The organism is Xanthomonas hydrangeae (assembly GCF_032697525.1).
In the GTDB taxonomy this organism is placed as follows: Bacteria; Pseudomonadota; Gammaproteobacteria; order Xanthomonadales; family Xanthomonadaceae; genus Xanthomonas; species Xanthomonas hydrangeae.
The window spans coordinates 3,885,363-3,902,624 of the sequence record NZ_CP103836.1 but is presented as its reverse complement, the minus strand read 5'-3'; the positions used below and the strand labels follow the sequence as shown (position 1 = coordinate 3,902,624).

13 protein-coding genes are annotated in these 17,262 nt (G+C 64.9%); 1 reads left to right on the top strand and 12 read right to left on the bottom strand.

Annotated elements, in window-relative coordinates:
- Positions 1–99 precede the first annotated feature (99 nt).
- From NYR97_RS16670 to NYR97_RS16660, 3 genes are read right to left on the bottom strand one after another with little or no spacing between them, the layout of a single operon-like run.
- A complete protein-coding gene (locus NYR97_RS16670; protein WP_205391895.1) occupies positions 100–1,290 on the bottom strand; it encodes an efflux RND transporter periplasmic adaptor subunit in 1,191 nt (396 codons plus the stop codon).
- Complete coding sequence (locus NYR97_RS16665) at positions 1,287–2,054, bottom strand: SDR family NAD(P)-dependent oxidoreductase (RefSeq protein WP_316694752.1); 768 nt, start codon at positions 2,052–2,054, stop codon at positions 1,287–1,289. The genes NYR97_RS16670 and NYR97_RS16665 overlap by 4 nt, the downstream gene beginning before the upstream one ends.
- The gene (locus NYR97_RS16660; protein WP_316694751.1) at positions 2,051–2,278 is read right to left on the bottom strand and encodes a hypothetical protein; all 228 of its coding nucleotides are present in this window, start codon (positions 2,276–2,278) and stop codon (positions 2,051–2,053) included. Before NYR97_RS16660 ends, NYR97_RS16665 begins: the two co-directional genes overlap by 4 nt.
- A gap of 128 nt (positions 2,279–2,406) precedes the next feature.
- Between NYR97_RS16660 and NYR97_RS16655 the strand changes: the two genes are divergently transcribed.
- Positions 2,407–3,441 (top strand): XC_2801 family transcriptional regulator, encoded by a 1,035-nt coding sequence (locus NYR97_RS16655; RefSeq protein ID WP_023903516.1) that lies wholly within the window; start codon positions 2,407–2,409, stop codon positions 3,439–3,441.
- Positions 3,442–4,248: 807 nt separating this feature from the next.
- Here the strand turns inward: NYR97_RS16655 and NYR97_RS16650 are convergent.
- From NYR97_RS16650 to NYR97_RS16610, 9 genes are all read right to left on the bottom strand, one after another.
- On the bottom strand, positions 4,249–4,974 hold the full coding sequence (locus NYR97_RS16650; RefSeq protein WP_180315857.1) for a YiaD family glycine zipper/OmpA-like lipoprotein: 726 nt from the start codon (positions 4,972–4,974) through the stop codon (positions 4,249–4,251).
- Between the two features lie 134 nt (positions 4,975–5,108).
- Positions 5,109–6,527, bottom strand: coding sequence for a cryptochrome/photolyase family protein (locus tag NYR97_RS16645; RefSeq protein WP_316694746.1), 1,419 nt, complete (start codon positions 6,525–6,527; stop codon positions 5,109–5,111).
- Between the two features lie 723 nt (positions 6,528–7,250).
- Positions 7,251–8,681, bottom strand: coding sequence for a replicative DNA helicase (locus NYR97_RS16640; protein ID WP_006451927.1), 1,431 nt, complete (start codon positions 8,679–8,681; stop codon positions 7,251–7,253).
- Positions 8,682–8,900: 219 nt separating this feature from the next.
- Positions 8,901–9,455, bottom strand: coding sequence for an NADPH-dependent FMN reductase (locus NYR97_RS16635; protein WP_316694741.1), 555 nt, complete (start codon positions 9,453–9,455; stop codon positions 8,901–8,903).
- A gap of 76 nt (positions 9,456–9,531) precedes the next feature.
- On the bottom strand, positions 9,532–11,472 hold the full coding sequence (gene asnB, locus NYR97_RS16630; RefSeq protein WP_316694738.1) for an asparagine synthase (glutamine-hydrolyzing): 1,941 nt from the start codon (positions 11,470–11,472) through the stop codon (positions 9,532–9,534).
- A 40-nt stretch (positions 11,473–11,512) separates the two neighbouring features.
- The gene (locus NYR97_RS16625) at positions 11,513–12,157 is read right to left on the bottom strand and encodes a glutathione S-transferase family protein (protein WP_316694736.1); all 645 of its coding nucleotides are present in this window, start codon (positions 12,155–12,157) and stop codon (positions 11,513–11,515) included.
- 267 nt (positions 12,158–12,424) lie between these two features.
- Positions 12,425–14,929, bottom strand: coding sequence for a DUF3857 domain-containing transglutaminase family protein (locus tag NYR97_RS16620; RefSeq protein WP_316698306.1), 2,505 nt, complete (start codon positions 14,927–14,929; stop codon positions 12,425–12,427).
- A gap of 124 nt (positions 14,930–15,053) precedes the next feature.
- A complete protein-coding gene (locus tag NYR97_RS16615; RefSeq protein ID WP_316694734.1) occupies positions 15,054–16,229 on the bottom strand; it encodes an acyl-CoA dehydrogenase family protein in 1,176 nt (391 codons plus the stop codon).
- Between the two features lie 172 nt (positions 16,230–16,401).
- Positions 16,402–17,193, bottom strand: a complete 792-nt coding sequence (locus tag NYR97_RS16610) for a glycine zipper 2TM domain-containing protein (RefSeq protein WP_205391905.1) — start codon at positions 17,191–17,193, stop codon at positions 16,402–16,404.
- Positions 17,194–17,262 lie beyond the last annotated feature (69 nt).

The window sequence follows — 17,262 nt, the reverse complement described above, 5'->3', positions numbered from 1 at the left end:
GGTCCTGAAAGAGGTTGCCGCCAGGTGGCGGCGCGGCACAGCGGCCCCGAACCGGCCTTTTAAAAAGACCGGTGCTCATGGGTGCGATGCAGCGATGAATCAGTTCGACGCGGTGCGCTTGTCCGACGCGGGGACCATTGCCACGGTCTTGGCATCGACGGGCATGCCGGGCATGAAGATCTTCTGCACGCCGTCGACCACCACGCGGTCGCCAACGGCCAGACCCTTGCGCACGATGCGCAGACCATCGGCATTGCGGCCGAGCTCCACATCGCGCCGCTGCGCCTTGCCGTCCTTCTCCACCACGTAGACGTACTTGCGGTCCTGGTCGGTCAGCACGGCTTTTTCGTCGACCAGCATGGCCTTGAACTGGCCGCTGCCCAGCAGTTGCACGTGGGCATACAGGCCCGGCGTGAACTGCCGCTGCGCGTTGTCCAGCACCGCGCGCACGCGAATGGTGCCGGTGCTGCGGGTGACCTGGTTATCCAGGAAATCCACGCGTCCGGCATGCGGGAACCCCTGCTCGCCGACCAGGCCGATGCGCACTGGCAACTCGCCGCCACGCGCGTCCGGACGCTCGCCATCGCGGGTCATCTGCGAATAGCGCAGGAAAGTGCCTTCGTCGGCATCGAAGTAGACGAACATCTTGTCCAGCGACACCAACGTGGTCAGCACGCTGGCACTGTCGCTGGCCGTGACCAGGTTGCCGGCAGTGACCATCGCACGCCCGGCGCGGCCGTCGATCGGTGCGCGAACGCGGGTCCAGTCCAGGTTGAGCTTGGCGGTATCCACCGCGGCCTGCGCGGCCAGCACCTCGGCATCGGCCTGGTCGCCAGCGGCGCGGCGCTGCTCCCAGGTTTCGGTGGAAATGGCCTGCTGCTCGGACAACTTGCGCGCACGTGCCGCTTCGCTGCGGGCCAGGTTGGCCTGCGTGCGGGCACGCACCAGCGCCGCATTGGCACGCGCGAATTCGGCGCGGTAGCTGCGGTCATCGATGCTGAAGAGCACATCGCCCTTCTTCACTTCGGCGCCTTCGACATAGTTGACCTTGTCGATATAGCCGGACACGCGCGGGCGCAGCTCGACGCTTTCCACCGGCTCGATGCGGCCGCTGAACTCGTCCCACTGGCTGATTTCCTTGGTCAGCACCGGGGCGACGCTGACGCTGGGCGGCGGCGGTGCACCGGTTTCGGCGGCCTTGCTGCCGCAACCGGCCAACACGACCGCCAGTACGGCGCCCGTCAATACGGTACGCAAGGGAAAACGGAACGGGGTGGCGTTCGGGGTCATGGGGAAATCTCTCGGGTGGGGATGGGGAAATGCAGACCAGCCAGCCGGTCGGCCGATGGAGCGGCGTGCAAGCGACGACTGACGGTCACGACAGCTTGTCCGGGCTGGCCAGGCCCGACGATCAACGACACGGCGGCGCGACCGACATCCACGGCGCGGATCCACTCCGGACACGCATCCTTGGCACGGCCGGGCGTACACACCGGTTGCTCGATCGACAGCAGGTGGACACGCACGCCCAGCGGCTTGGCTTCTTCGTGCAACACCTGCGCGAGCATGCGGGTCGCCGCAGCGGCAATGGAGATATCGCCATGCGCTGCCCAGGCGCGCAGCGGGCTACCGAGCAACAGATAGCGGCCACCGCCATCGGTCTCACTGAGCAGCGGCAACAGATGGCGGGCAGCAGCCAGATGCGGCAGCACGTCGCGCTCCAGGCGGCGACGCAACGTGGTGACCTGGCGGTCCAGCAAGCGGCCGGCCTTGAGCGGGCTGCCAAGGCTGGCGATCACTGCGGCCAGCGGACGTGGCCGCTGCGCCAGTTCGGTCGCCAGCGCCTGCGCGGAGGTGTCGTCGGCCACCGAGCCTTGCAGGGTGTCCAACAGGGGAGAGTTGCCGTGCTCCGCGCGTAGCGCATCGAGCTTGGCAGCATCGCGTCCAATCACGAGTACCCGCATGCCGGCGTCGAGCAGCGCGGCGACGATACCGGCGCCCACATTGCCCGCGCCACCGATGACAGCCGTCTCGGATTGAACCATCCCGGTCATGGGACTTTCACTCCCGACATCGGGACAATTCCGCTCTGCATCCAGCGCGCCGGCAGTCCAGTCCGTTTGGCCGGCGCACCGCCGGCCTGACGCTTCGGTGACGCTGCAAACGTACGCGAAACACTGGCGCGCGGGCTTTTCGCCGACGAAATCACTGGATCGAAGGCACCTTCAATCGCGTCGCGTGAGGTGGAGGACAAACCGAAAACGTCGCACAACCACATGGCCGTGCTCCTGCATGGAGGGGATGACGTACAAGTTAGGCCTCAAAGCAGGACTTGATTAGTCCTGATTTAGGGGAATAATCGTCCCGTAAGCGGTCCAATCCTCCTGACCCCCTGGAAGGCACCCCATGATCCACGATCTCAACGACACCCTGATCTTCGTCAAGGTGGTCGAGCAAGGTAGTTTCATCGCCGCCGCCAACGCGCTCGGTCTGCCCAAGACCACCGTCAGTCGCAAGGTGCAGGAACTCGAAACCCGGCTCGGCGCGCGCCTGCTGCATCGGACCACGCGCCGGATCGGCCTGACCGAGGCCGGCTCGGTCTATCACGAACATTGCCAACGCATCGCCCGCGAACTGGAAGAGGCCGAAAGCGCGGTCGGGCAATTGCAGTCAGGCCCGCGCGGCTGGTTGCGCTTTACCGTGCCCTACTCGCTGGGTATTACCTGGATCGCACCGTTGCTGGGCGAATTCCATGCGCAATATCCGGAGATCCAGCTGGACATGCACCTGGGCAACGAGAAGCTGGACCTGATCGGCGGCGAAGCCGATCTGGCGCTGCGTGTCGGTGCGCTGCCGGATTCGAATCTGGTCGCACGCAAACTCGGCAGCCTGCGCACGCAGGTCTTCGCCAGCCCGTCCTATATCGAACGCTATGGCGAACCGCTGCATCCGGACGAGCTGCAATTCCATCGCACGCTGGCACTGCGCAAGAACCGCAACGTGCACAACAACCGCTTCTTCTGGTCGCTCAGCGACGGCAGCGACGTGCGCGACTTTCCGGTCAATCCGCTGATGGTGGCCAACGATCCCGCCGCGCTCAACGGTGCAGTACTCTGCGGCGAAGGCCTGCTATTGACTGGCGATGTAATGGCCAAACCGTTCGTGCAATCTGGCCTGGTACGCCGCGTGCTCGCTGGTTGGACAGGCCCGGAGGTCGACTTCAACGCAGTGTTTGCCGGCGGCCGTCTGGTCTCGCCGAAAGTGCGCGCCTTCGTGGACTTTCTGGTCACCCGGATGAACTTCGACGCCGACTACATGATGGCGCAGTGCCCGGCGCGTCTGGCAGCGCAGAAAGCAGACAACGATGCGAAGGTGGAGGTGGTCACAGAGGCGAAATTGCGCGCCGAAGGCAAGCGCATCCTGGAAAACGTCACCGCGTAATACCGAATCAAGCAGCCGCCCAACGGAGTAACCCTTCTCCCTCCGGGAGAAGGTGCCCGAAGGGCGGATGAGGGTACGGTTGCACGTTTGGATGCAGTCAACATTTAGGTCAAAGGCCTAGCTACAGGTCAAAAGCCTAGTCAGTCGAGGGCGCGGTGCCCTCACCGCTCGCGGGACACGCCGCAAGTACGTCCGTGTAGGCTCGGTGGCGGCATCCATGCCGCCACACGGTCCCGCAATCGGTGATGACACCGCACCAGAGAGTTAGTCGGTTGCTTTCTTAAAAGCTTGTTGGTGCTCGGCTTGCGTTGGAAAGCTGACCGAACTCACCGTTATCCGAACAATACGCATCGTGCATTGCTTGCACCATGCACACCGACACTCTCGACCGGCCCTTGCAGCAAACCCGCAGATCAGCCGCTCTGCAAATGATCTATCCGCACTGTTCAGTCACTACAAGACAATCGAGATGTCGATTCGTAGCGTCGTTTAGATGCAATCAAATTCCAAGTCACAAGCCGAGTCGGTTGAGGGCACGGCACCCGCCAGGCAGTTGGCAAGTTGATTTATTGAAAACATGCACACCGACCATCTCGACCGGTCCTTGCCCGCCCACCGTCGCGGGACCTTACGCGGCATGGATGCCGCGTAAGAGCCTACAGGGACGTACTTGCGGCGTGTCCCGCGACGGTGGGCGGGCAAGGGCCCTGCAGCAAACCCGCAGATCAGCCGCTCTTGATCAACAAGATCTTTAACGCAAAAAACGCGGTTTCGTCAATCGACTCGCCACGATCCACTGCGTCAAACTCAACGCATACCCGTGTTGTTACCAGTGCCCTCGGAGCGCAGCGGAATCAAACGGATTTCCACGCGACGGTTCTGTGCGCGACCGGCATCGGTGTTGTTGTCGGCGATCGGGTAACGCTTGCCGGCACCCATCGTTTCCATGCGCTCGCGCTGCACGCCTTGCGCGGTCAGATATTGCGCAACTGCGCCGGCGCGTTCTTCGGACAGACGCTGGTTCACTGCATCGCTGCCGACGCTGTCGGTATGACCGACCACTTCCACCATGGTCTGGTTGTACTCGCGCAACGTAGACGCCACACCATTGAGCGCGCTGTAGAACTGCGGCTTCAACGCCGACTTGCCGAAGTCGAAGGTGATGCCATCCGGCAGGTTCAAGGTGATGTTGTCGCCCTGGCGCTGCACTTCGATACCGGTGTTGGCGGTGCGCTCGCGCAGTGCGCGCTCCTGACGATCCTGGTACTGACCCACGGCCGCACCACTCAACGCGCCGATACCGGCGCCGACCATCGCGTGCTGACGGCGCTCGGTGGCGCTGTCGCCGGTGAGCAACCCTGCAGCGACACCAATGGCGGTGCCGATCAGCGCATTGCGGCCGGTGCGGTTCTGCTGTTGGGTCTGATCGCCGTACTGGTCGCGCTGCACATACGAGCCGCCGGTGGCGCAGGCGGACAGCGCAATGGCGCTGGCCAGGGCGACGGCCAGACTCTTGGTAGCTGCTGGGGACATGGTGTTCTCCTGTGGCCGGACCATCCGGCACTCAATCGTGTCGGCGAGGATAAACAGACCAACGCGACTGGCACATGATGAAAGCGGCCGCAGATTGCCTGCGACAGGTACTGCATTCAGGAAAACGTTTCCGGTTATCCCCGCGTCTTCGCATACGCCGCCAACGCCGCATCGCGACCTTCGGCCAATCCGATAATTGGCGTGCGCGGGTACTCCGGCGCAAATCGCGCCAACGACAACGCAGACAACCACGGTGCGAAGCGCTCCTTCACCGCAAGCTTGCCGAGCTCCGGCACCCAGCGCGTGATGTAAGCCGCCTGCGGATCGAATTTCTCCGCCTGCGTCACCGGATTGAACACGCGAAAATACGGCGCCGCATCGGCGCCGGTACCGGCCACCCACTGCCAGCCCAAGGTGTTGTTGGCCAGGTCCGCATCCACCAGCGTGTCCCAGAACCAGCGCGCCCCTTCGATCCAGTGGATGCGCAAATGCTTGCACAACAGACTCGCCACGATCATGCGCACACGGTTGTGCATCCAGCCGGTGTGCCAGAGCTGACGCATGCCGGCATCGACGATCGGAATGCCGGTACGGCCGCGCTGCCAGGCCTGCAATGCGACCGGGTCGACCTTGGCCCAATCGAAGCCTTCGAAGCGCGGATTGAGATTCCGGTTGGTGGTCTCCGGGAAGTGATGCAGCAGGTGATAGGCAAAATCGCGCCAGCCCAACTGGCGGACGTAACCATCGATCTCTGCGCTGTTGCGCGCAGTGCGGTTGGCTTCCAGCGTGCTGACGATCCGCCATGGCGCGATCTCGCCGAAATGCAGATGCGGTGACAGCTGCGAGGTGCCGACCCGATCGGGCCGATCGCGGTTTTCGCGATAGCCCGACAGCGCGCCGTCGATGAAAATTTCCAGCATCTCGTGCGCACCAGCCTCACCAGGTTGCCAGTGCTCCCAGAAACCCTGATCCCAATCCAGTTTCGGCACTAATTCCAGCGTCTCAAGCGCGGCGCCTTTCAACGTCGCAGGCAGCGCCGGCAGGCGGCGTGGCGCAGCCACTGCAGCGGGCAACTGCAGTTGCGTGAGTGCGTTGCGCCAGTACGGAGTGAAGACCTTGTACGGGCCTCCCTGCTGGGTCGACAACTGCCACGGCTCCATCAACAGCGCGGCATTGCAGCTCTGCACTTCGATGCCGCGCTCACGCAAGCTGCGCTTGATCTGCGCATCGCGCGGCTGGGTGGCCGGTTCGTACTTGCGGTTCCAATACACCGCCACCGCACCGGTCTGGGCGATCACCTCATCCAGCACCTGGGCGCTGTCGCCCGCGCGAATCACCAGGCCGCTACCGAGCGCGCGCAACGCTGCATCCAGTGCCGCCAGCGAACGATGCCGCCAACTGCGCGAAGCGGCACCAGGCGTCCACTGGCCTTCCTCGTGCGGTGCATCGATATACAGCGGAATCGGGGCATGCCCGGCATCCAGCGCAGCGCGCAAGGCCGGGTTGTCCTGAAGGCGCAGATCGCGACGGAACCAGACGATGGCGTAGGACATACGAACTCGGCAGCGACGATAAGGCTGCGCAGCATAAGCCAGCAGGTGCAACGATGGCGCGATGCAGAGGGAACACCCCTCGCCCGGCTGAGAGCAGCCAACAAACCCTCTCGAACGCTGTAGCGATGGCGGTAACGTGTTGGCCATGCTCGCCTTCGTTGACGAGTGAAGTGATGTCGGGAATGGCAGCGACATCGATCGGATCGAAAGGAGCCGATCAGACCGCACCGCATCAACCGGCCGCATGCACTGCTGGCAACCATGCACACCGACCGTCTCCACTGGTCCTTGCCCGCCCACCGTCGCGGGACCTTACGCGGCATGGATGCCGCGTAAGAGCTTACAAGGACGTACTTGCAGCGTGTCCCGCGATGGTGGGCGGGCAAGGGCCCTGCAGCCAAGCCACAGATCAACCGCCCCACACCTGATCTATCCCCGCTGTCTGACTACTCAAGACAACCGAGTTATCGAGTCATCGTGTCGTGTGGATGCAGTCAAAAGCTGAGTCCGTCGAGGGCGCGATGGCCTCACCGCTCGCGGGACACGCCGTGAACCCGTCCCTGGGGCTCGGTGGCGGCATCCATGCCGCCACACGGTCCCGCAAGCGGTAAGGCCATCGCGCCTGCTAACATTGTCGTGGACTGACGGGAACCACAAAGCCGGCCGCACCCGCCTTACAGTGAACGTGGTCGGTTCTGTCAGCGACACTAAACGCAGACCCGCTTACTCGAAACTGCCCACCGAATCGTGCGCTAGATTGTCGAAACGGGTGTATTCGCCGAAGAATTTGAGCTTGCACGAGCCGGTAGGACCACCGCGGTGCTTGCCGATGATGATCTCGGCCAGGCCCTTGTCCGGCGAGTTTTCCTTGTTGTAGTAATCGTCGCGGTAGATGAAGACGATCATGTCGGCGTCCTGCTCGATCGCGCCGGATTCGCGCAAGTCGGCCATCACCGGGCGCTTGTCGGTACGCGTTTCCAGCGAGCGATTGAGCTGCGACAGCGCGATCACCGGCACGTTGAGTTCCTTGGCCAGTCCCTTCAGACCACGCGAAATCTCCGAGATTTCGGTCGCGCGGTTTTCGCTGTTGCCAGGCACCGACATCAGCTGCAGGTAGTCGATGACGATCAGGCCCAGATCGTGCTCGCGCTTGAGCCGGCGGCACTTGGAGCGCAGCACTTCCGGCGACACGCCTGGCGTGTCGTCGATGAAGATCTTGGTTTCCTTCAACATCTTGATCGCACCGGTCACGCGCGCCCAATCCTCGTCTTCCAGCGCACCGGTACGCAGGCGCTGCGCGTTGATGCGGCCATTGGACGAGATCAAGCGCATCGCCAGCTGCGAGGCGGACATTTCCATCGAAAACACCGCAACGCCTTTCTTGGATTTGATCGCAGCGTATTCGGCAATGTTCAGCGCCAGCGTGGTCTTGCCCATCGCAGGACGTGCGGCCAGGATGATCAGATCGGTCGGCTGCAGGCCGGCGGTCATCGCATCGAAATCGGTGTAGCCGGTCGGCAGGCCGGTGATGTTGCCGCCGTTTTCGAAACGGTTACGCAGCTCTTCGAAGGCATCTTTCAACGCGCCCGGCATCGCCACGAAGTCGGTGCGCCCGCGCGCGCCGGCCTCGGCGATCTTGAACACCGCTTTTTCCGCCGATGCCAGCAGTTCCACACTCTCGCGGCCTTCCGGCTGGAAGCCGTCGTTGACGATGGTGGTGCCGACTTCGATCAACTGCCGCAGCACCGCCTTGTCGCGCACGATTTCGGCATAGGCGGCGATGTTCGCCGCCGACGGCGTGGTGCTGGCCAGCTCGATCAGATACGCGCCATCGGCCACCTGCTCCAGCTTGCCTTGCGACTCGAACCATTCGCCCAGCGTCACCGCATCGAACGGGCGGTCCTTCTCGTTCAACTCGCGAATCGCGCGGTAGATCAGCCGGTGGTCGCGGCGGTAGAAATCGTTGTCGGTGAGCTGGTCGTTGACCCGGTCGAACGCCTCCGGCGCCAGCATCAACCCGCCAAGCACAGCCTGCTCGGCCTCAACCGAATGCGGCGGCACGCGCAGCTGGTCCAGCCGTGGCTCGGGACGATCGTAATCGTCGTCGTCGCGATCGCGATTGCGTTTGGAACGGAAACCAGGACGAGCGGACATGGACAAACAGACCTGACGCTAGGGGGATGAGGGCAGGAAGCATAGTCATCGACGGCGTCGACGACCATGCACAACTCTGTGGATAACCGGTGCACAGCCAGTGCATCGGATGCTATGCGCCGCCTGTCGCAGCCGCCGCGACCCCTGCCCCACCTGCGTTTGCGCCGCATGACCAGTCCGCCTGGCGCAGTGCGTCAAGCGGACCACATCAGCTGCAACTCAGCGCTGGCGCTGTTCGATCAGGCCCAGGAAGGCGTCGACAAACCCCTGCAGGAACTTGCGGCTGTCGGCGTTGGCAATCTGATCGTCGTCGCCGAACAGGCCCTCCTTGTACTGCAGGAACACTTCCGGCTGACCAAGCACATGCATGTTCAGATAGGACAACACATTGCGCAGATGCTGCTGCGCCGTGGCAGTGCCGATCGCACCGACCGAGATGCCGACCACCGCCGCCGGCTTGCCGGAAAACGCGCTGTCGCCATACGGACGCGAGCCGGTGTCGATGGCATTCTTGAGCACGCCCGGAATCGAGCGGTTGTACTCGGGGGTCACGAACAACACCGCATCGGCCGCGCGCACTTGCTGCTTGAAACGCGTGCCCTGAGTCGGGAAATCCGCATCGTTGTCCTGGTTGTACAGCGGGATATCGCCGATCTCCAGATACTCGAACACCGCCTTGTCGCCGGCCAGATGCTCCAGCGCGCGCGCCAACTGGCGGTTGTAGGACGCTGCGCGCAGGCTGCCGACCAGGACGGCGATGGTGATCTTGCTCATGGGAAACGCTCCATTGGGGGAATCAGCGCCCGACTCTAGTCAGCCTGGCGCTCAGACCCGGTGAAGCGCGGCTGCCTCAGCGGCCGATCGCGGCGCGTTGGCTGCGCCAGTGCGCCTGCCAGGCCTGGAACATCAGCACCGTCCACAGATGCGTATGCCATTTGCGCTCGCCGCCGTTGAAGTCGCGCCACAGCCCGGCCACGGTGTCGGCAGCGAACACGCCGTCGCGCTCCAGCGTGCCGTGCGCCAGCAGATCGTCGGCCCAGCCGTTCAGATCGCCGCGCAGCCACGCGCTGACCGGCGCGCCAAAGCCGCGCTTGCCGCGGTAGACCATCGGGTCGGGCAGATAGCGGCACAGCACGCGCTTGAGCAGGTACTTGCTGACCCCGTCGCGGTACTTCAACGACAGCGGCAGCGACCAGGCGAACTCGGCCACGCGCCAGTCCAGCAACGGCGCGCGCGCTTCCAGGCCCACCGCCATGGTGGTGCGGTCCACCTTGCACAGCAGATCGTCGGGCAGATAGGCGGCGAAGTCGGCCAGCATCATCGCGTCGGCCGGGGTGCCGGAGCCATGCAACGGGTCGGCCAGGCTGTAGAAACTGTCCGGTTCGGTCGCGCCCAGCACCACCGCGGCCGGATCGCGCCAGCGCGAAATGCGGTTGCGATAAATATCCCCGATGCCGCGTGCGCCGGCTTCGGCTACCAGTGCCGCCAGACCACCGGTGCGCGAGGATTCGCCATTGCGACGCGCCGCCAACGCCATCAGCTTTCGCAGCGGGCCCGGCACTAGCCCGTGCATGCGCCAGTTGCGCAGCGCACGCTGGTAGCGGCCGTAGCCGAAGAACAATTCGTCGCCGCCGTCACCGGACAGCGCCACCGTCACCCCGCCGCGCGCCAGCCGCGCGACCAGCGCAGTGGGCACCTGCGAGGCATCGGCAAACGGTTCGTCGAACATGTCCGGCAAACTCGGCACCACCGCCAGTGCATCGGCACCGCTGACGTAGAGCTCGGTGTGGTCGGTGTGCAGGTGCGTGGCCACTTCGCGCGCCAGCGGCGCTTCGTCGTGATGCGAGCCTTCGAATCCGATACTGAAGGTGTGCACCGGCTGGCTGCTCTGCGCCTGCATCATCGCAGTGACGATCGACGAATCGGTGCCGCCGGACAGGAATACGCCCACCGGCACATCCGCCACCATGCGCAGCGCCACCGCATCGCGCAGCACCGCATCGAGTTGTTCTTCGGCCTGCGCATCGCTGCCGGTGAACGGCGCGGCCAGGGCGCGCTGCATCGCTTCGCGCGCGTTCCAGAACGGCTGCTGCGCCTGATCGGGGCGATGCGCCGCCGCGCCGACCGCCACCGCCTGCGCATCCAGCCGCAGCACCCGGCCGGGCATCAGCTTGAAGGTGCGCTCATGGATGCAGGCCGGCGCCGGGATGTAGCCCAGCCGCAGCAGCAAGGTCAGCGCATCGCGATCCACGCCGTTATCGAAATCCGGGTGCCGCCACAACGCCTTGAGCTCGGAACCGAACACCAGCGTGTCGCCGGCCCAGCCGTAGTACAGCGGCTTTTTGCCGACGCGGTCGCGGGCCAGCGACAGGCAGGTATCGCGTTCGTCCCACAGCGCGAGTGCGAACATGCCGTTGCAACGGGTCAGGGTGTCGTCCAGGCCCCACTCCACCACCGCGGCCAACAGCACTTCGGTATCGGAGTGGCCACGGAAACGATGCCCGAGCGCCGACAAGGCCGCACGCAGCTGCGCGAAGTTGTAGATCTCGCCGTTGTAGGCCAGCACGTAACGGCCATCGGCCGAGCGCATCGGCTGATGGCCGAGCGGCGACAGATCCAGAATGCTCAGCCGCTGATGCGCCAGCGCCACACCCGCCTGTGCATCGCACCAGGTGCCGGCATCGTCGGGGCCGCGATGGCGCAAGGCCGCGCCCATCGGCCGCACCAGCGCGTCGAGTTGTTCGCCATGCAGGCGCGGCGACGCCAGCAGCAGTCCTGCCAATCCGCACATCGTCAGTGCTCCTGCAGCTTGCGCATCGCGCGCGCGCCGCTCATGCCGGCACCGAGGCGGATGCAGGCCCCGGCATCGCGATGAAACCGGGCAAGGCCTGTACGCGCTGCAGCCAGGCGCCGATCGCCGGCCAGCGTTCCAGATCCAAGCCGCCGTCTTCGGCGCAATGGGTATAGGCGAACAGCGCGATATCGGCGATGCCGTACTCGCCACCGGTAAACCAGGCGTGCTGTTGCAGATGCTGTTCCATCACCTCCAGCGCCTGCTCGCCACGTGCGCGCAGCTGCGGCAGTTCGGCCCGGCGCGCCGCATCGCGCGGCGTCCACAGGCTGATGAAGCGCGCCACCGCAATGTATGGCTCATGGCTGTATTGCTCGAAGAACATCCAGCTCAAGGCCTGCGCGCGCTGCCACGCGTCGGTGGGCAGGTAGGGCGTGCCTTCGGCCAGCCAGAACAGGATCGCGTTGGATTCGGTCAGCACGCGGCCGTCGTCGCGCTCCACCATCGGCACCTTGCCGTTGGGATTTTTGGCCAGATACTCCGGCGTGCGGGTCTGCCCCGCGGCGCTGTCGACCTCGACCCAGTGATAGCGGCTGCCAAGTTGCTCCAGCAACAGCCGCACCTTGTAGCAGTTGCCGGAACTGGACATGCCATGGACGGTCAACGGGGGACGCACGGTCGACATCAAGCTGGCTCCGCGGCAACAACGAGGGGGCTGGCAGTGTCACAGCCCGGCGCATCTTTGCAAAGCCCTGCAGGATTGCGCGGCACAGCCGCACAACGGTTACCTGGACCGATGCGTCTACTGGCTGGCGCGCCAGCGCTGACGATTACGCAACGCAGACCATGCCGACACGTCCGCAGTGTGACCAGGGCATCCGATTGCCGCATGCCGAAGCCGCAGACGGCTCGGCACACCGCCGCCGACACAATGGGATGCAAGCGCAGCGTGTCAGTACATCGCGACCAAGGCCACCGGCACACCCAGCACCGCAATCAGCACGCCCAGCGCCGACAGCGTCAATGCCACTGCGCCGAATGCGCGTGCACGCCCGCAGCCAGCCGCACCCGCCACCGCCTGCACCGCGCACACCGACCACCACAGCACGCCCAGCATCAGCAACAGCGCGCACATCGCCAGCTGCGCCAAGCCGGCCGCATCGCTTGCGCCTGTGTGCAGCAACGCAATATTGCCGGCGAGTGCGACCAACGCCGCCAGCAGGCAGACCAGCCACGGCAAGGCGCAGCCCAGCACGGCCGGCAACAACCGCCCGATCCTCGCCACGCACCCCATCCAGCGCAGCACCTGCCTGAGCAACACGCAGCTCAGCACAGCGACCACCACCGCCGCCACGACACCCAGCGACTTGGCCCACCACGGCAAGGCATGCAGCCATATCCATGCCGACAACAGCGTGACCAGCGCAAATACGCTCCAGGCGCTCCAGCGCAAACCAGCCTGCTGCTGCATGCGCTGCGCGGTGGCGTATGGATCGAACACCATCCCGCCCAGGCCACCGCTGCGCCACCACACCAGGCACCCCAGCAGCAACACGATCAACACCAACAGCCCCGCCGCCGGATAGCTCAGCGCACTCCAGTCGGCCTCGGGCCTGCGCCGCTGCGGCTTTAAATCGTGATTGAAGTACAGCAGGTCGCGCGCACGCTCCATGTCGGCTGCTGCGCGCGCCACGCCATCGGCGGGAATGCGGTCGGTGAACCGCTGCCACTCGCCCACGATCACGATGCGCCCAGCGTGCATGGAGACCGTGCGCGAGAACCGGAACCACGGGTTGGCGACGATCTGTTCTTCCGGTTTCACCCGTACCACCGGATCGGTCTGCACCCGTACGGTCTGCCGCGCCCGTTGCGGCCCTCCCAGCGCCAATGGCCGCTTGCGCGCCTGTTTCGGCAAGGCATCCATCCACTCGCCGAGCTGAAACAGCGGGAAGCCGACCTCGTCGCCCTCCTCTGCCGGCCATTCCAGGCGATAGGTTTCGTGCGTGCGTACATCGAGCGCATCGGTATCGTCGATGCTGGGCACGTCGACTTGGGTCAGCGCGGTGTAGTACTTCTGCATGAACTCCAGATAGTGCTCACCAACCGTTTCTGCGCCATGGTCTTCGAAGCTGGCAGGCACGCGATCGCCGCGGCCTTGGCGATAACGCGTGTCCACGGTAAAGCTCGCCACGCGTTGCGGTTTGCGCAGTGAGATCGCCACCTCCTCGTTCACTTCGATCTGCGGCAGCGTCGGCATCGGCGATGGCACTGCGACCAATCCGCTCTGCCCGGCCAGCACCGGCAAACCACGTACGAACGGCAATGGCCGGCGCTGGGCCAGCGCGCCGTCTTCGCGATCGCGCGTGGCATCCACCCAAACCTCGCCCTGCGGCAGATGCGCGCGCACCACCACATGATCGAACGCGTAAGGACTGGGCAGCCGTGCATCCAGGCCATGACCCTGGTCGCTGTTGACCAGCACCGGTTCGGCGCGAATGCCGGCCAGTTGCAGCAGCGCGATCAACAGCGTCGCCTTGTCCTTGCAGTCGCCATAGCGATTGCGCAGCGTCACTTCCGGTGCGTGGGGGGCATGCGAGTTCTCGCCCATGTCCAGGCCGACGTAGCGGATCTCGCCCTGCACGAACGCCACCGCACGCAACAACGCGCCCTGCGGGTCGTCGCTGCGCAGTTGCAGACTGCGCACCATGCTGGCGGCAACCTGCGCATCCTTGAACGCACGCGGATACAGTTGTGCCGCCCATGCCGCCACCGCCTCCCAATTGCCGGCGGTGGAAAGTTCGATCAAGCCATAGGCATCGACATCGTCCGGCGCGTCTTTTTCTTCCTGCACGGCGGCGATGTTGCGTGCGGCGATCTCCAGCGTGCTCACCTCGCCGACGCGGCTGACGTTGCGGCTGAAGCCCGGCGCGCTCACCCGCCACTGCAACGGCATGGCGGCGGGATACCGCACGCGCACGCGACGCTCGCCCAGCGCCACGCCATAGCGTGCCTCCAACACATCGTAATAGCCCTTGCCGAACACCGGATTGCTGCCGATGGTGGTCACGGCATAGTCGACACGGTCGCCGACGCGCAGGTCCGGCAAGGTGATCGACAGTGTCAGCGCGCCATCGATCAACCCCTCTTCCAGACCGCTCTCGCGACGCAACTTGGCGTAGTGCGCCCGGCTGCGCATGTCGATGCGCCTGCCGTCGCGCCAGACATCCAGACTATTGAGTTCCAGGCGCTGGTATTGCGGTTGGTAATCGATGGAAATCTGCCCGGCTTCGTCCAGGCTTTTTGCACGCTGCACGCTATAGCTGAGGCGGCGATACGCCTGCGGTGCGGCGCCGGTCAGATCGATCTGATCGGACACCAGCTCATAGCGCATACCGTTCGCGCCGGGCACGTTGCCGGGCACCGTGTCGGCCACCACCCAGGCCGGCGGCGGCGCCATGCTTGGCGCCTCGTTGGCCTGCAACGGCGCGACGATCGCGATCGCTGCGACTACCACACACAGCACCCAGAACACGCCCCGCAGGCGCCGCACCACATCCTTGCTGATCAACATCCACTCCTTGTCAGAACGCATTGAGTCCAGTCAGTGCACGCCCCACCACCAACTGATGCACGGTCTCGGTGCCCTCGTAGGTGATCACCGATTCCAGGTTCAGCGCATGCCGGATCGCCACATGCTCGGTGGTGATGCCGGCCGCGCCCAGCAGATCACGGCACTCGCGTGCCACGTCCAGCGCCATGCGGCAATTATTCCATTTTGCCAGCGAGATCTGTTCCGGCCGCAGCGTGCCGGCTTCTTTCAGACGCCCCAGCTGCAGCGCCAGCAATTGCGCGGTGGAAATGCGCCGTGCCATGTCGGCCAGCTTGATCTGCGCGCTTTGCGTGGCCGCCAGCGGCCGGCCGAACAGGATGCGCTGCCCGCTATAAGCCAATGCTTCGCGCAGACAGGCCACCGCCGCACCGATCGCGCCCCAGGCAATGCCGTAGCGCGCCTGGTTGAGGCAGCCCAACGGCGCCTTCAAACCGGCCGCGTTCGGCAGCCGCATCTGCTCCGGCACATAGACGTTGTCCAGAAACAAACCCGAGGTCACCGACGCGCGCAGGCTCATCTTGTGCGCGATGTCCTGTGCACTGAAGCCGGCGCTGCCGGTCTCCACCAGAAAGCCGCATACGCCATCGTCGGTATGCGCCCAGATGATCGCAAGGCCAGCGATGCTGCCGTTGGTGATCCACATCTTGGACCCGTTCAAGCGCCAGCCATCGCCCTCGCGCACCGCGCGCGTGGTCATCGCCGCCGGGTCCGAGCCACCCTGCGCCTCGCTCAATCCGAAGCAGCCGATCAAGCGACCGGCAGCCATCTCCGGCAACCAGCGCTGACGTTGTGCGTCGCTGCCATAGGCGTGGATGGGATACATGCACAGCGACGATTGCACGCTGACGAAACTACGCAGGCCGCTGTCGCCGCGCTCCAGTTCCTGGCAGATCAGCCCGTAGGCCACCGCGCCCAGGCCTGCGCCACCATCACGCAGCGGCAGGCTGGCGCCCAGCAATCCCAGTTCTGCCAGCTCCGGCACCCATTCGCTGGGGAAGCGCCCCGCATCGAAGGCATCGCCGATCGCCGGCAACACCCGCGTGTCGGTGAAGCGGGCCACCGCGTCCTGCACCGCACGTTCCTCGTCGGTCAGCAGCGCGCGTACATCGAACAGATCATCAGGACGCACCGGCATACTGGCTTCCACCACAGGAGAAGCGGCGATTATCTGCCAGTTGCCAACCGAACATTGCGCCGGCTTGTTCAGCGCGCCCGCTTGCATACGCTGGTCGCAGGCAGCACCTGAAAACGAAAAGAGCCGGCAATGCCGGCTCTTTTCTTGCTATCGCAGCGATCCTGAGCGGATGACTGCCAGCGATTTACTGACGCGTGCTGCCCGTATCCACACGAACGCCCTTGTCACTGGCCGTCGAAGCGGTCTGGGTCACCAACTGACCGTCGACCACCGGCAGACGATCGCTGGCCGGCTTGTCGTTCATGCGCACGGTCTTCTCGAAACCGTCGTAGCGATAGGTCACGTCGTAGGCCACCACGTTGTCAGCATCGCCCAGCGAGATGCGCTCGCCCGGCTTGCTGTCCATGCGCATGGTGCCGGTGGTGCCATCGGCGTTGCGATAGGTTACGTCATAACCGACCACACGCGAGGATTGCGAATTGGCGTTTTCGGTATGGCACTGGCGCTCGGTGCGGTCCACCACGCGGCCGCCGACATGGTTGCGGTCCACACGATTGCCGACCATGCCGCCACCGACTGCACCGGCCACCGTGGCCAGCTTGCGGCCATTGCCGCCGCCGACCTGGTTACCGAGCAGGCCACCGATCACCGCGCCAGCGACGGTGCCGCCGACATTGCCATCGCGCTCGGGCAGGCGTTCCTGCACCACCACGTCGCGGCAGACTTCGCGCGGCGAGGAGCTGGTGGTGGTTTCGCGGATGGCGGCGCTGTTGACGACCTGCGCGTACTGCGGCTCGCGCTCGGTGATCGGAGCAACCTTGACCACGTCGGCGTATTCCAGACCGCGCGGTGCCGGCTCGCCGTTGGCGACGAAATCGCCGGACGACGGGCGGTTGTTCATGAAGGCGGCCGTGGCCACGCCTCCGACCAGCAACGCACCAGCAGCGACCAGTATAGTTGTCGTATTGCTCTTCATGATCCAGCTCCGTGCGGACACGCCGCGTTGTTGACGGCGTGATTCCAGCACGTGAAGCCTGAACGAAAA